A 13037-nucleotide genomic window follows, 5' to 3' on the forward strand; every position below is an offset into this window, starting at 1 on the left:
GTGAAGGCAAGGAGTCCATTGAGTCCCTTGTCGCCGAGGCAGTCGCCAACAGCAGAAAGCACCCATACCCTTCAAGCAGCGCCAGAAGATCCCGATGAAGCACCTACTTGTCGCCACTGGCCTTGTCCTGCTCCCCACTGCGATCCACGCCCAGGGACCCCAGATCCGGTGCCCTGGCGAGAACACGGTGGAGATGCGCTACTGCGCTGAAGTGTCCTGGCAGCAGTCCACCGACCAACTCCAAAGCAAGATCCCCAGGGCAATGTTCCAACAGTGGCAGGACGCCACCCGTGCGGTCTGTGCCCACGCCTATGCCCCCTACAAGGACGGCACCATCTACCCGCAGTTGGTGGTGGGATGCGATGACCACCTAAATCGGGCACTGCTGGAAGAGTTCAAGCGGATGGGTAATTAATCAGGGGAGCACTGGCGCAATGGAGCAGCTCAACTGGGGTTACATCCAACTGGGTCTGGTCGCCCTTGCGTTCGGCGCTCTTCAGGTGTGGTGGATTAGCAGCGTCTTTTGGAAGCGTGACCTGGCACGACCACAAAGCAGTGGGGAGTTCCGCAAAACACTGGAGCGAATCTGGAAGAAAAAGTCCTGAAGCATTCTTGGACTACATCCGAACCAGCTTCCAGATCCACCAGACAACAACCCCAATAAAGACCCTCAGCACAAGAGAAGATTTGCCATTAACTCGCTTAAGCATTTTTGCAGCACACCTAGGACAAGAATAATAATTAAAGTGCCGCAAGAACAAGGACGACAGAGAAAAGCCCGCCGAGGTTTGTCGCAACAAGGGGGCTAGCGGGATCTTCTGGGTTGTATATTACTGTGGTTGATTTAAGCCAAAAACAATACGTCAAGCACCTTAGTAGAGCAAAGCACTGCTAATCACCTATTGCTTCCCTGCCCAGCAAAGGCACCAGAATGTCAGGCACCAAACTTAAGTACTACTTCAACCACAACAAACCCCACCAGGGCGACAAAGGCAAGAAGGAAAGGCGAACCAGAGAAATCCATACCGACTCCGCTGAATCTGCCATTTCTAAAGCAAATTCATAAGAATGCCGTAGCGATATATACAGCCGAACCCAGTGGAATATTCCGCAAGGTCCCGAGTGCAGATCCAATAGGTTCAGACCAATGCCAACCGACTTCTCCACCATTGACCTGGCAAACCTCAATGCCGCCCAGAGCGTGATGGTTGCCGCTCATCGTGACTGCAGCTGCCAGTGGGAACAGGACTCTGCCTGCCTCTACTGGGGCAATCCCCTGCCACACTTCAACCACACGACCCAGCAGCAATGAACGAACAGCCAGGCGCTCCAAAGCTGTTGGGCAGACACATTGGCGAGGAGACGATTGATGAGAATAAGGAACTTCTTGCCAAGATTGGCAGCGATAGCATCCTAAAAGCGCCTGCAATCAAAGGAAGCATATACTTCTATGTCAATTCTTGCAGCGATGGCAATCAAAGCAAAGAAGAATTAATTGACGATCCATCTGCGCTAAATGCTGCAATCAAGAATCTTTCAATAGAGATAAAATACGAAAATAAACACCACCGATGGGCCGCCCAGCTGCCCCACACATTAAAAATATTGGAATTTGCGGTGGCACGCTTAAGGCTAAATAACAATACTTCGTCCGACAATCTTGGCATTAATGCTGAACTAAAGTGGAGGGGCGAGAAAGATTTTGAAAACATCATTCATCTTACGCAGAGTAAAGGCAATGCCGAATGGCAGATATCGCGATTTGCCTGACAGAATCACAATATTTTTAGGCAAGCAGCGATTGTTAAATAGTGGGATCGCCTGTTGCTGAGGTCGCCTCAACTGCGCCCTGGCACAATCGCCCGGCGCCCCATCATCCACTCACCCCAAGCGGAAATGGCAAACGATCATCCTGATGTTCTTCTCAGTAGAAGGAGCGGTCACAAACCAGTTGGGAATACGACACAGAAGTTAGTGATGCCATCAAGAGTCTTCAAGGTCAGGCACAACGGGATGGAATAGCACAACCGCTGCTGAGCGCCTATCTGTTGATTTCCGAAAAACAGAACAGCGAAGGGAGGGCAAAATAGTTAGGATTGAAAAGGAATAAGGCAATAACAAAGATTCTTTATATCCATTTTTCACAATTTTACAAGCAACGACGAAAGACAATGCGACAACTTTTTTCGCCTTGACCCAAGAGACTTTCCCAAGCGAATAGAGCTGGAATTAAGCGACGAGATCGTGGAAAAATTAGCAAGATTGCAGAGAAAACTAGTCGCTCATTCTCAGAAGTAGCCAAAGATATTCTTTCCAAAGACGAGTCGCAGTAGCAGTTTAGACAAAAAGCGAAAAATGATGCAGAAACGACATAATGCAGGGACGGCGTAATGCGGGTCACAGCATTGGAGAGGTTGCGCTAATTCACTTTCAGGATAATTTGGGGGTCGCCAAATCCAGGCACGACCTACCAACCATGGGCACTCACGAATCCCAAGGGAGCGATCAAACTCCAGTTGCCTTTAGAAAACCACAACGAATCAGCGTCACCATCCCCCATACCGTTTATAGATATTTGCTGACGAAAAGCGATTGCGAGGGGCGGTCGCTTAGCAACCTTGCATCCCACCTTCTAGAGCGGTTTTCAAAAGAGGCGTAATCAACATCATCTACAGTCGATACGCTCTTGCGCCAGAGGGCTTCTAGCGGAATCCCCGACAGATTCGCTCTGTCTGCAATGACCCGTCTGCAATGACCCGTCTGCAATGACCTGCCTTCAGAGTGCGGACCTGCGCGTCAGAGAAGGGCATATCAGCAGTCCAACAACACAACAGGCAGAGACCCTTGTTTTCGGGCGGATCCACCTGGACCACCCACCCACCAAGAACCCAGTTACAGCAAAGGGTCTGGACGAATCAGACCCTTTAAAAACTATTGAGAAGCGGAGAGGGTGGGATTCGAACCCACGGAAGGTTTCCCTTCAAACGATTTCGAGTCGTTCGCTTTCGACCACTCAGCCACCTCTCCAAAGACCCGCTGGGCCTGCGTCACTCTAAGGATCGGTCAGCCGAGGGCGGCCTGCAGGTATCCACTGGGACCGCTGGCCGCCCAGGCCGCTGGCAAGCCCGCCGGGGTGGCGCCACTGAGCCACAGCCACTTGGCGCCAAGCTCCTTGAGGTGGCGGCGCTCGCGGGCGGAGGGTGCAAAACCCAGCCAGACGCCATCAAGCCGGCCGCGCAGCACGCTTGGCTCTGAGCCATCGGCGGCCAGCTGCCGCCAGGCCCAGAGCGCCTGGCGGTCGGGCAACAGCAACCAGCGCCAGCGGCCCAGCTGCAGCTGAATGGCCCGGCTCTCGATCGCCACCGGTGCGGCGCTCAGCCCAGGGCTAGCCAGCCTTTGGCCAGGCTGAAACGGCAAACTGCCATCGGCACTGGCCATCACCAGGCCGGCCTGCCCCTGCCAGCAGTGCGGCTGCTCGGGCGCCAGCGGATCTAGCAGTAAGGCCCAGTCGTAGCGCTGCACCCCCAGGCCCCGGGCCAGCTGGCTGGCCTGGCTGCAACTGAAGCCATCACCTGAACTGCTCACCAGCACCGCCCGGCCCTGGTGCCGCGCCACCAGCAGATCCAGCCGCCCCTGGTGCACCAGCAACAACTGGTCGGCGCTTAGCAAGCTGAACTGCACCGCCACCACCAGCGCAAACAGGGCAGCACCAAGCAGGCGCCAGCGCCGGGCCAGGGCAGGCCAGGCCAGAGCCAGCAACGCCACACTGAACAGCAGCACCAGGCCCGGGGCGGGGCGGCCCAATTGCCACTGGGCCATGGGCAGCGCCGCAAACACCTTGACCACCGCCACCAACACATTGGCAAGCCAGGCCACGGGCGCGGTGGCAAGCGGTAGCAGCGGCGGCAGCAGCACCGCCAGGCAGGCCAGGGCCATCGCCCCGAGGGTGAGGGGTGTGAGCAGGGGTGCCACCACCAAATTGGCCGGCACCGCATAGAGGGGCACCACGCCGAAGTGCAGCAGCTGCAGAGGCAGGGTGTAGAGCGAAGCCGCCAGGGGCACCGCCGTGGCAACCGCCAACCAACCCGGCAGCCAGCGGCGCAGGCCCAGCTCCAGCGGTCGGGCCGACACCACCAGCGCAGCAGTCGCCACAACGCTGAGCTGGAAGCCCACATCGAGCAGCCAGTCGGGCCGCGCCAGCAGCAACACCAGGGCGCTGGCGACCAGGATGCCCAAGGGCCTACCGCGGTAGCCGCACTCCACCACCCCCAGGGCCAGGGCCCCCATCAGCACTGCCCTAAGCACGGAGGGCTGGGGGCCTGCCAACAGCACAAACAGGCCCATCGCCGCCGCCGCCAAGGTGAGCCGCCCCAGCCGCGGCAAGCGCGCGCCCAGGGGCAGAACCACGCCCAGCAGCACCGACAAATGGAAGCCGGAAGCCGCCAGGGCATGGGATAGCCCCGCTGCCCGAAACGCCTCGCGCAGCTCCGCCGGCACGGGCACCACGGCGCTCCCGAGCACCAGGGCCGCCAGCACGCTGCCGTTGTTTGGGCCAGCATGCTGCACCAGCGCCTGGGCCATGCGGCGGCGCAGGTCTGCCACCGGCGTTGCCGCACGCTGCAGCACCTCAAAATCCTGCACCTGCAGCTGGCTGAAGCTTCCCTGACGCGCCAGTCGCTCTGCTGGTGCGGCCAGCAGCGGATGGGGTGACACCTGGGGGCGCCGCAGGCGGCCCTGCACCTGCAGGCGCCAACCCTGTTGCAGCTCCGGGCAATCGCCGAAGCGCAGTTCGGTGCGACCCACGGGCAGCTGCAGCAGGGCCCGGCAGGCAGCACTGCCACCGCTGGGCACTGGGGCACCGCTAGGCACCGGATCACTGAGCAGGATGCCCCGCAGCGTCATCTCCAGCGGACCACCAGCGGCCTGGAGTTGAAGCACTGGATCACCGACCGCCGGCTGGGGCGGCGTGAACGCTAGCCAGCCCACCCGCAGCAGCAGCAGGGCCAAAAGCAGGCCCCACAAAAGCGGCTTTAGGCGCGGCCCGGCTGCGCCGGCAGTGCCCGCCACACCCCCACAACAGGCCACTGGCCACTCCGCATGAACCCAGCCAGGGTTCCCACAAGGGCTGAGGTTAGAGGCGCGGAAGCTGCAGCAGCAGCTCGCAGAGCTCCCGGCTCGGCATCTCCTGGCCCATTAGCGGCGCCACCAGCTTGGCCACCGGGCGCAGCCGGCAGGGCCACACGGCCCGCTCACTCAGGCGCCCCAACTGGAAACTGCCGCCGGCCAGCACCACCACCAGCAAGCTGCGCTGCAGCAGCCTCTTCACGCCGCCACGGGGCGCTTGGCCTCGCTTAGCAGCGGAAAACCGAGGGCTTCGCGTTCGGCCAGCCAGGCCTCCGCCACCTGACGGGCAAGGGTGCGAATGCGGCCGATCGTGGCGGTGCGCTCCGTGACTGAGATCACGCCGCGGGCCTCCAGCAGGTTGAAGGTGTGGCTGCACTTGAGCACGAAATCCAGAGCTGGAGCGGGTAGCTGCTTGGCCACCAGATCTGCCGCCTCCGCCTCATAAATGGCAAACAGCTGCTTGAGCCGCTCGGGGTTGGAGGCTTCGAAGTTGTAGGCGCAGTGGCCCTTCTCAAAGGGCAGCCAGATATCGCCATAGGAGCGATTGCCATCCCAGCTCAGATCCCAGATGCTCTCCACATCCTGGAGATACATGGCCAGGCGCTCGAGGCCGTAGGTGATTTCAATCGACACCGGCCGGCAATCGAGGCCGCCGCACTGCTGGAAATAGGTGAACTGGGTGACCTCCATGCCATCAAGCCACACCTCCCAGCCCACCCCCCAGGCGCCCAGCGTCGGCGATTCCCAGTTGTCTTCAACAAAGCGGATGTCGTGATCCTTGGCGCGGATGCCCAGCGCTTCCAGCGAGGCCAGATAGGTCTCCTGGATGCCATCGGGGCTGGGCTTGATCAGCACCTGATATTGGAAATAGTGCTGGGCCCGGTTGGGGTTGTCGCCGTAGCGGCCATCGGTGGGGCGGCGACAAGGTTCGGGGTAAGCCACGGCCCAGGGCTCGGGCCCGATCGCCCGCAGCACCGTGTGGGGACTCATCGTGCCAGCGCCCTTTTCGGTGTCGTAGGGCTGCAGGAGCAGGCAGCCCTGGTCGGCCCAGAAGCGGTTCAGGGTCGCGATAATGTCCTGGAAATTCACTCTTCTTTCCTGGTCTGGTGGGAGGGCTGGATCGTGATTCCATTGTCGGTGCCGGCAGCCCCTCAGGCCACCAGCTCCAGCAAACCCATCAGGCCACCTGCTAAGGGCCGATGCCGCACTTCTCTGAAGCCCGCCCGCCGCGCCAGCTGCTGCTGCTCGGAGCCGGTGGGAAAGCGCTGCAGGCTCTCCTCCAGGTAGGCGTAGTGCTCGGGAATGCCGAACCGCTCTGCGGTGGGCACCACCAACCGGCGTAGATAAAAGCGCTGGAAGCTCGCTACCGCCCCAGAGGTGCGGTTGAAATCAAGCACTGCGGCTCGGCCTCCATCGCGCAACAGTCGCCGCAACTCCAGCAGGCCCGCACCTGGCTCAGCAAGGTTGCGCAATCCGTAGGCGATCACGGTCCCATCGCAACTAGCGCTCGCCAAGCCCGTGGCCAGGGCATCGCCCTGCTGCCAGCTCACCGCTAGCCAGGGCTGGGCGGCTGCCCGCCTGGCCGCCACTGCCAGGGGGGCAGCCGCCGCATCTATGCCGAGCACGCTGCCACCTGGCCGCACCCGGGAAGCCAGCACTAGGGCTAGATCGCCGGTGCCGCAACAGAGATCTAAAAGACGCTGGCCAGGCTGGGGCTGCAACCAAGCAATCGCCTGACGTTTCCAGAGGCGATGCAGGCCAAAACTGAGCAGGTCGTTGAGCTGGTCGTAGCGGGGCGCGATCTGCTCGAACAGCTCCTGAACCGCCTGTGGATCTCCGGGCCTAAAGCTGGCCATCCCAGGGCAACACAATCGAATCGAGGCTGATGCCCGCATCCACAGCAGGCAGCAGGCTGGGGCTGGTGAAGGTGAGCACCATCACGGTGGCCAGGCCAACTGCCGCTGAGCACACCATGCAGCCAGCCAGCATTAGCGAAAATTCCCGGCGATCACTGGCGGCCTGCATCAGCTGCAGCGCCCAAGCAATCAAAGCCACCACCGCCGCCACCATGCCGAGGGCAATTGCGGTGGAGGCGGGAGGAGGGAGTACGGGGAGGGCGGAAAACAAGCTCTGGCCGTGTTAAGTGAAAGTCTTTAAGCAATGTAACGAGGCTTAACAACTCGATGCGAGGGGCCGGATTGGCAAACCACGACCCAGCAGCTCCGTTTTGATCTGCTCGACGCTGAGGATCCCATCGTGGAGCAAGGAGGCCAATAGGGCTGCTGAGGCGTGGCCACCCGCCGGCCCGGGGTCGAGGGCCTCAGCCAGGTGGTCGATGCAGCCGGCACCGCCGGAGGCGATCACTGGCACCTCCACCGCATCGGCCACGGCCCGGGTGAGCTCCAGGGCGTAGCCCGCCTGGGTGCCATCTCCATCCATGGAGGTGAGCAGGATCTCGCCAGCTCCGAGGGCCACCACCTGCCGGGCCCAGGCCACCGCATCGAGGCCCGTGTTCTCGCGGCCACCTTTGACATAAACATCCCAACCCCCACCAGCTCTGGCGCGGGCATCAATGGCCACCACGATGCATTGGCAGCCAAAGCGCTCGGCGCCGCGGGCCACCAGCTCGGGATCGCGCACGGCCGATGAGTTGAGGCTCACCTTGTCGGCGCCGGCGCGCAGCAGCTCGGTGATGCCCTCAACGCTGCTGATGCCACCGCCCACGGTGAAGGGGATCGTGACCGCCTCAGCGGTGCGTTGCACCAGCTCCACCAGGGTGCCGCGGCCCTGGTGGCTGGCGGCGATGTCGAGAAAAACCAGCTCATCGGCTCCAGCGGCGCTGTAGCGACAGGCCAGCTCCACCGGATCACCGGCATCGCGCAGCCCAACAAAATTCACCCCCTTCACCACCCGGCCATCGGCCACGTCGAGACAAGGAATGATCCGCTTGGCAACCATGGACTCAAGCTCCGTAGGGCACTGTTAAGGTTGCGCCACTTTCCAGTCGCGCCGGCCATGTCCCAGGCTGCCACCATCAACATCGGCTCGAAGGTGCGGGTCACCCGGGTTCGGGATCGCATCTCAAGCAAAATGGTTGACTCCCTGAAGGCAGACTCCATCGGCACCGTAACCGGTTTCCGCACGGTGGATGGCAAGGGCATCGGCGTGGTTGTTGAACTAAGCGATGGTGAAATCGCCTGGTTCTTTGACGACGAACTCACCCTCGCCTGAGGCCTAGGCCGTTGAGCAACACCCCCAATCCCGAAGCGGCCAGCGGCGGCGGTGCCCGTCAGCTGCTCGGCATGAAGGGTGCCAGCGGCACCAGCAGTATCTGGAAAATCCGGCTGCAGCTGATGAAGCCGGTCACCTGGATACCCCTGATTTGGGGTGTGTTGTGCGGTGCTGCCGCCTCAGGCAATTTCCACTGGAGCATCAGCGAGGTGGGCGCCTCGATCGCCTGCATGCTGATGAGCGGGCCCCTGCTGGCCGGCTACACCCAAACGATCAACGACTACTACGACCGCGAAATCGACGCGATCAACGAGCCCTACCGGCCGATTCCTTCAGGAGCGATTCCTTTAGGCCAGGTGAAGGCCCAGATCTGGATTCTGCTGCTGTCAGGGCTAGGAGTGGCCTACGGCCTTGATCTCTGGGCCGCTCACACCACCCCGGTGCTGCTGCTGCTTGCCCTGGGCGGCTCCTTTGTGAGCTTCATCTATTCAGCTCCGCCGCTGAAGCTCAAGCAAAACGGTTGGCTTGGCAACTACGCCCTTGGCGCCAGCTACATCGCCCTGCCCTGGTGGGCCGGCCAGGCTCTTTTTGGCCAGCTCACCTGGACCACCGCCCTGCTCACCCTGGCCTACTCCCTAGCCGGCCTAGGCATAGCCGTGGTCAACGACTTCAAGAGCGTCGAGGGCGACCGGGCCATGGGCCTGCAATCCCTTCCGGTGGCTTTCGGTATCGAGAAAGCAAGCTGGATCAGCGCCGGCATGATCGATGTGTTTCAACTGGCGATGGTGGCCGTACTGATTGCCATCGGCCAGCACTTCGCGTCGGTGTTGTTGGTGCTGCTGATCATTCCCCAGATCACCTTCCAGGACATCTGGCTGCTGCGTGATCCAGTCGCATTCGATGTCAAATACCAGGCAAGCGCCCAACCATTCCTGGTGCTCGGCATGCTCGTGACCGCCCTGGCAATCGGCCACAGCTCCCTCGTTAGCTGAGGTGAACCGCCAGCGCCCCGCCACCGGCAAAGCTCCCCAGCCCCGCCGCACGAACCTGGTGGGAGTAGGGCTGCTTGCCGCCCTGATTGGCGGCGGCGTTGCCTGCGGCCAGGCGGCGCTAGTGGCGGGCTTTGACAGCCTGCTGCCCGACGCCCGTGGCATCAACCACTTCAACCGCCCAGGCACCCTCACCATCCTCTCGGCCGACGGCCAGGTGGTGCACAAAATCGGACCGGTAACTCGCGAGAAGCTGACGCCCGAAACGATGCCGCCGTTGGTGCAGCAGGCTTTTATCGCCGCGGAAGACCGGCGCTTCTATCAGCACAACGGCATCGACCCGGTGGGGATCGGCCGGGCCATGGTGCGCAACCTGCGCAAGGGCTCGGTGGAAGAGGGGGCAAGCACAATCACCCAGCAGCTGGCCCGCACCGTATTTCTGAGCCAGGACCGCACCCTGATTCGCAAGCTCAAAGAGGCCGCCCTGGCCGGCAAGCTCGAGCGCCAGCTCAGCAAGCCTCAGATCCTCACCGAATACCTCAACGTTGTTTATCTCGGCTCGAGCGCCTACGGCGTTGCCGACGCGGCCTGGGTGTATTTCACAAAAACCCCGGAACAGCTAACCCTTGCGGAAGCCGCCCTGATCGCAGGGCTACCACCGGCTCCCTCGGTTTATTCACCCCTGGTGAATCCTGACCTGGCCCTGGAGCGGCGGGCCGTGGTGCTGCGCCGCATGGAGGAGGCGGGCTTCATCAGTGTCAGTGAGCAACAGCAGGCTGAAGCGGCACCGCTGCAACTCAAGCCAGCCGAACCCAAATACTGGGACAGCCGAGCCCCCTACTTCAGCGGCTGGGTGCAGCAGGAACTGCCCAAGGTGCTCAGCCCCGAGCAGCTCGAGGTGGGTGGTTTGACAGTGCGCAGCAGCGTCAATTTGGCCTGGCAGGAGAAGGCCCAGTCGGCGGTGAACACCTATGCCAGCGGCAGCATGCAGGGCGCTCTGGTGGCGATGGAGCCCGGAACAGGCCTGGTGCGGGCGATGGTGGGCGGCACCGACTTCAAGGACAGCCAGTTCAATCGGGCAGCCCAGGCCCTGCGCTCACCCGGCTCCACCTTCAAGTTGTTTGTGTATCTCACGGCCCTGCAGCAGGGGATGCTGCCGGAGCGGCTATTCCGCGATTCGGCCCGCTGCTTCGCCGGCTACTGCCCCAAGAATTTCGGCAACCGTTACTTCGGTTCGGTGTCGATGGTGATGGCGCTGCAGAACTCGCTCAACACAGTGGCGGTGGGGTTGCTGCAGGAGCTGGGCTTCGACAAGGTGATCGAAACGGCCAAGAGCCTCGGCATCACCCGAGAGCTGGGGCGCTTCTACCCCCTCGCCCTCGGCGCCACCGAGCAAACGGTGGTGGACATGACCGCCGCCTACGCCGCCATCAATAACGGTGGCATCTACGTGAAACCCACACCGTTTGAGGAGATCCTCGGCCCCGATGGCGAGCTGCTGTGGAGCCGCCGGGTGGATGGCGATCAAGGTCGCCGGGCCGTCAATAGCGACATCGCGGCCCTGATGCTGTGGATGCTGGAGCGGGCGGTGCGGTCGGGCACGGGCGGCGGCGCGGCCCTGCCGGACCGGCCCGTGGCCGGTAAGACGGGCACCTCAGAGGGGGGCCGCGACCTGTGGTTTATCGGTTCGATCCCCCAGCTCACCACCGGGGTGTGGCTCGGCTACGACGACAGCCGCACCACCAAGGACACCAGCGTGGTGGCCACCTACGCCTGGAGGGCCTTTATGGCGCCGATCAGCAAGGACCTGCCAGTGCGCCAGTTTCCGCCCAAGCCGCAGCTAGAGGACACCTACCGGCTGGACAAAAAGCAAGCCGAGCGCCGCCGTGAACCGGCAGCCAGCACCGAAAGCTGGCGTGAGCCGGCACCCCAGCCGTTGGAGCTTGATCCCACCCCCAGTCTCAACGAGCAGCCCTACACACCAGCCGCGCCGGTCAGCCCTGCCGCCCCCCAGGCGCAAACACCAAGCACCCCTGCTGCCCCCAGCCCGGCGCCCGCCACACCACCGCCGCTGGAAGCTCCGCCACCCCCGGTGGTGGCGCCACCACCGCCCCCCTAACCCCGCCTTAAGCCTGCAGCCGGGCGGCAAAAAAGCCGTCGCCACCGCTGGCGGCTGGCCAACGCTGCCAGCTCTGCTGCAGCTGCCAGCCGGGGTGATCGGCAAGGAAGCCAGCGAGCAGCTCGCCGTTTTCAGCCGGATGCACGGTGCAGGTGGCATACACCAGCTGGCCGCCCGGCTTGAGCAGGGGCAGCAGGGCCTCCAGCAGGGACCGCTGCAGCGGCACCAACTCGGTGATCGTTTCAGGGCTGATCCGCCAGCGAGCATCGGCGTGGCGGGCCAGGGTGCCTAGGCCCGAACAGGGGGCATCCAGCAGGATGCGATCAAACCAGCCGAGCCACTCAGGCTTCTCAGCCGCTAGGGCGGTGGCATCGGCGGCCAGGGTGTGGATGCACTGCAGGCCAAGGCGGGCGGCATTGACGCCCACCCGGCGCAGGCGCCCCTCGGAGCGATCCACGGCCCACACCTCACCCTGGTTTGCCATCAGCTCAGCGAGATGGGTGCTCTTGCCACCCGGGGCGGCGCAGGCATCGAGGATCCGCTCGCCGGGCTGGGGATCGAGCAGCAAACCCACCGCCTGGGCAGCGCGGTCTTGCACGCACCAGTGGCCCTCGGCGTAGCCGGGCAGGGCGCGCAACTCACCGCTGCGGCCCAGGAGCGTGAGGCCCCCGGGCAGATCCGGCAGGGGGGCCGCCTCGATCCCGGCGGCAGTGAAGGCCTCCAAAGCAGCAGCAGGCGTGGTGCGCAGCAGGTTGAGGCGCAGGTCGAGGGCGGGGGGTTGGTTGCAGGCCAGACCGAAGGCCTCGGGATCAGGCCATTGCAACGCCAGCTCAGCGAGCCAGGCGGGCAGGGAATGGCGCAGGCCATAGCTGGCGGCGGGGTCGCTGGGCAGGGGGCCCAGACCATCCCAGGGCTCAGGCCCGGCCTCCGCGCGCCGGCGCCCGCAGGCCCGCAGCAGGCCATTGGCCACCGGCGCCAGCCGGCCGAGTCCGCCCCGTTTTGCCAATTCCACGGTGGTGCTCACCGCGGCAGAGGCCGGCACCCGGCTGCTGAACAGCAGCTGGTAGAGCCCTAGGTGCAGCAGCCAGCGCAACTTGGGCGGCTGGCGGGCGGCGGGCACCTTGCCGAGGGCATCGAGCCAGGCATCGAGCAGGCGCCGCTGGCGAATGGCGCCGTAGGCCAGTTCGGTGGCTAGGGCCCGGTCGGCGCCCTCAAGGGGATGGCGCTGCAGCTCCCGCTCCAGCGCCAGATCGGCGTAGGCGCCAGCGCCCACCGCCAGCAACACCTGCCAGGCGAGCTGGCGCGGCGCCAGGCCAATCGCGGGAGTTTCGGTTGCGGGGGCGGGTGCCAGGGCGTGGGGCGGCGGAGGGCAAGGCTCCACAACTAGCGCGCAGGGGGAAGCGGCAGGGGAGAGGAGGAGGTGGTGGATGTTTTTTGGTAGTTAGCTAGGGCCTCCTGAGAAAGTGAATCCGGGGTCAGCCTCAACAAAAAGGGGTCTTGGTTGAGCCCGCAGCCCGAGCATCACGCTGCAGCTATCTGAGGCTTCAGCGGCACACTGCGAATACTCTGACCAC

Annotated in this window: 14 protein-coding genes and 1 tRNA gene; 7 read left to right on the forward strand and 8 right to left on the reverse strand. The window is 63.2% G+C overall.

Annotated features, from left to right (window positions below; translation table 11 throughout):
* The first annotated feature begins 94 nt into the window (after positions 1-94).
* The 4 genes from KBY75_RS07220 to KBY75_RS07235 all read left to right on the forward strand — a co-directional run bounded on the left by KBY75_RS07220 (position 95) and on the right by KBY75_RS07235 (position 2659).
* Positions 95-415, forward strand: a complete 321-nt coding sequence (locus KBY75_RS07220) for a DUF1311 domain-containing protein (protein ID WP_254935875.1) — start codon at positions 95-97, stop codon at positions 413-415.
* 19 nt (positions 416-434) lie between these two features.
* Positions 435-605, forward strand: coding sequence for a hypothetical protein (locus KBY75_RS07225; RefSeq protein ID WP_254935874.1), 171 nt, complete (start codon positions 435-437; stop codon positions 603-605).
* 631 nt (positions 606-1236) lie between these two features.
* Complete coding sequence (locus KBY75_RS07230; RefSeq protein ID WP_255023466.1) at positions 1237-1770, forward strand: hypothetical protein; 534 nt, start codon at positions 1237-1239, stop codon at positions 1768-1770.
* 706 nt (positions 1771-2476) lie between these two features.
* Positions 2477-2659: a ribbon-helix-helix domain-containing protein gene (locus tag KBY75_RS07235; protein ID WP_254935872.1), complete on the forward strand. Its 183-nt coding sequence runs from the start codon at positions 2477-2479 to the stop codon at positions 2657-2659.
* A gap of 283 nt (positions 2660-2942) precedes the next feature.
* Here the strand turns inward: KBY75_RS07235 and KBY75_RS07240 are convergent.
* From KBY75_RS07240 to hisF, 7 genes are all read right to left on the reverse strand, one after another.
* Positions 2943-3027, reverse strand: a tRNA-Ser gene (locus KBY75_RS07240).
* Between the two features lie 36 nt (positions 3028-3063).
* On the reverse strand, positions 3064-5067 hold the full coding sequence (locus tag KBY75_RS07245; protein WP_255023467.1) for a ComEC/Rec2 family competence protein: 2004 nt from the start codon (positions 5065-5067) through the stop codon (positions 3064-3066).
* Positions 5068-5131: 64 nt separating this feature from the next.
* Complete coding sequence (locus tag KBY75_RS07250) at positions 5132-5326, reverse strand: hypothetical protein (protein ID WP_255023468.1); 195 nt, start codon at positions 5324-5326, stop codon at positions 5132-5134.
* The gene (gene glyQ / locus KBY75_RS07255) at positions 5323-6213 is read right to left on the reverse strand and encodes a glycine--tRNA ligase subunit alpha (RefSeq protein WP_255023469.1); all 891 of its coding nucleotides are present in this window, start codon (positions 6211-6213) and stop codon (positions 5323-5325) included. Before glyQ ends, KBY75_RS07250 begins: the two co-directional genes overlap by 4 nt.
* 62 nt (positions 6214-6275) lie before the next feature.
* Positions 6276-6980, reverse strand: a complete 705-nt coding sequence (gene ubiE, locus KBY75_RS07260) for a bifunctional demethylmenaquinone methyltransferase/2-methoxy-6-polyprenyl-1,4-benzoquinol methylase UbiE (protein WP_255023470.1) — start codon at positions 6978-6980, stop codon at positions 6276-6278.
* Positions 6967-7251: a hypothetical protein gene (locus tag KBY75_RS07265; RefSeq protein ID WP_255023471.1), complete on the reverse strand. Its 285-nt coding sequence runs from the start codon at positions 7249-7251 to the stop codon at positions 6967-6969. Before KBY75_RS07265 ends, ubiE begins: the two co-directional genes overlap by 14 nt.
* 45 nt (positions 7252-7296) lie before the next feature.
* Positions 7297-8082, reverse strand: a complete 786-nt coding sequence (gene hisF / locus KBY75_RS07270; protein ID WP_254935864.1) for an imidazole glycerol phosphate synthase subunit HisF — start codon at positions 8080-8082, stop codon at positions 7297-7299.
* Positions 8083-8139: 57 nt separating this feature from the next.
* Here hisF and KBY75_RS07275 point away from each other — a divergent pair, with 57 nt between their 5' ends.
* From KBY75_RS07275 to KBY75_RS07285, 3 genes are read left to right on the forward strand one after another with little or no spacing between them, the layout of a single operon-like run.
* On the forward strand, positions 8140-8355 hold the full coding sequence (locus tag KBY75_RS07275) for a DUF2862 domain-containing protein (RefSeq protein ID WP_254935863.1): 216 nt from the start codon (positions 8140-8142) through the stop codon (positions 8353-8355).
* An 11-nt stretch (positions 8356-8366) separates the two neighbouring features.
* Positions 8367-9347, forward strand: coding sequence for a chlorophyll synthase ChlG (gene chlG, locus KBY75_RS07280; protein WP_396096562.1), 981 nt, complete (start codon positions 8367-8369; stop codon positions 9345-9347).
* Between the two features lie 58 nt (positions 9348-9405).
* Complete coding sequence (locus KBY75_RS07285; protein ID WP_255023481.1) at positions 9406-11463, forward strand: transglycosylase domain-containing protein; 2058 nt, start codon at positions 9406-9408, stop codon at positions 11461-11463.
* A gap of 7 nt (positions 11464-11470) precedes the next feature.
* Here KBY75_RS07285 and KBY75_RS07290 read toward each other — a convergent pair whose 3' ends face one another.
* Positions 11471-12844 carry a 16S rRNA (cytosine(967)-C(5))-methyltransferase gene (locus KBY75_RS07290; RefSeq protein WP_396098076.1) on the reverse strand — a complete coding sequence of 458 codons (1374 nt, stop codon included), beginning with the start codon at positions 12842-12844 and terminating at the stop codon, positions 11471-11473.
* Positions 12845-13037 lie beyond the last annotated feature (193 nt).

It is taken from the genome of Cyanobium sp. T1G-Tous (assembly GCF_024345455.1).
Classification (GTDB): Bacteria; Cyanobacteriota; Cyanobacteriia; order PCC-6307; family Cyanobiaceae; genus Cyanobium_A.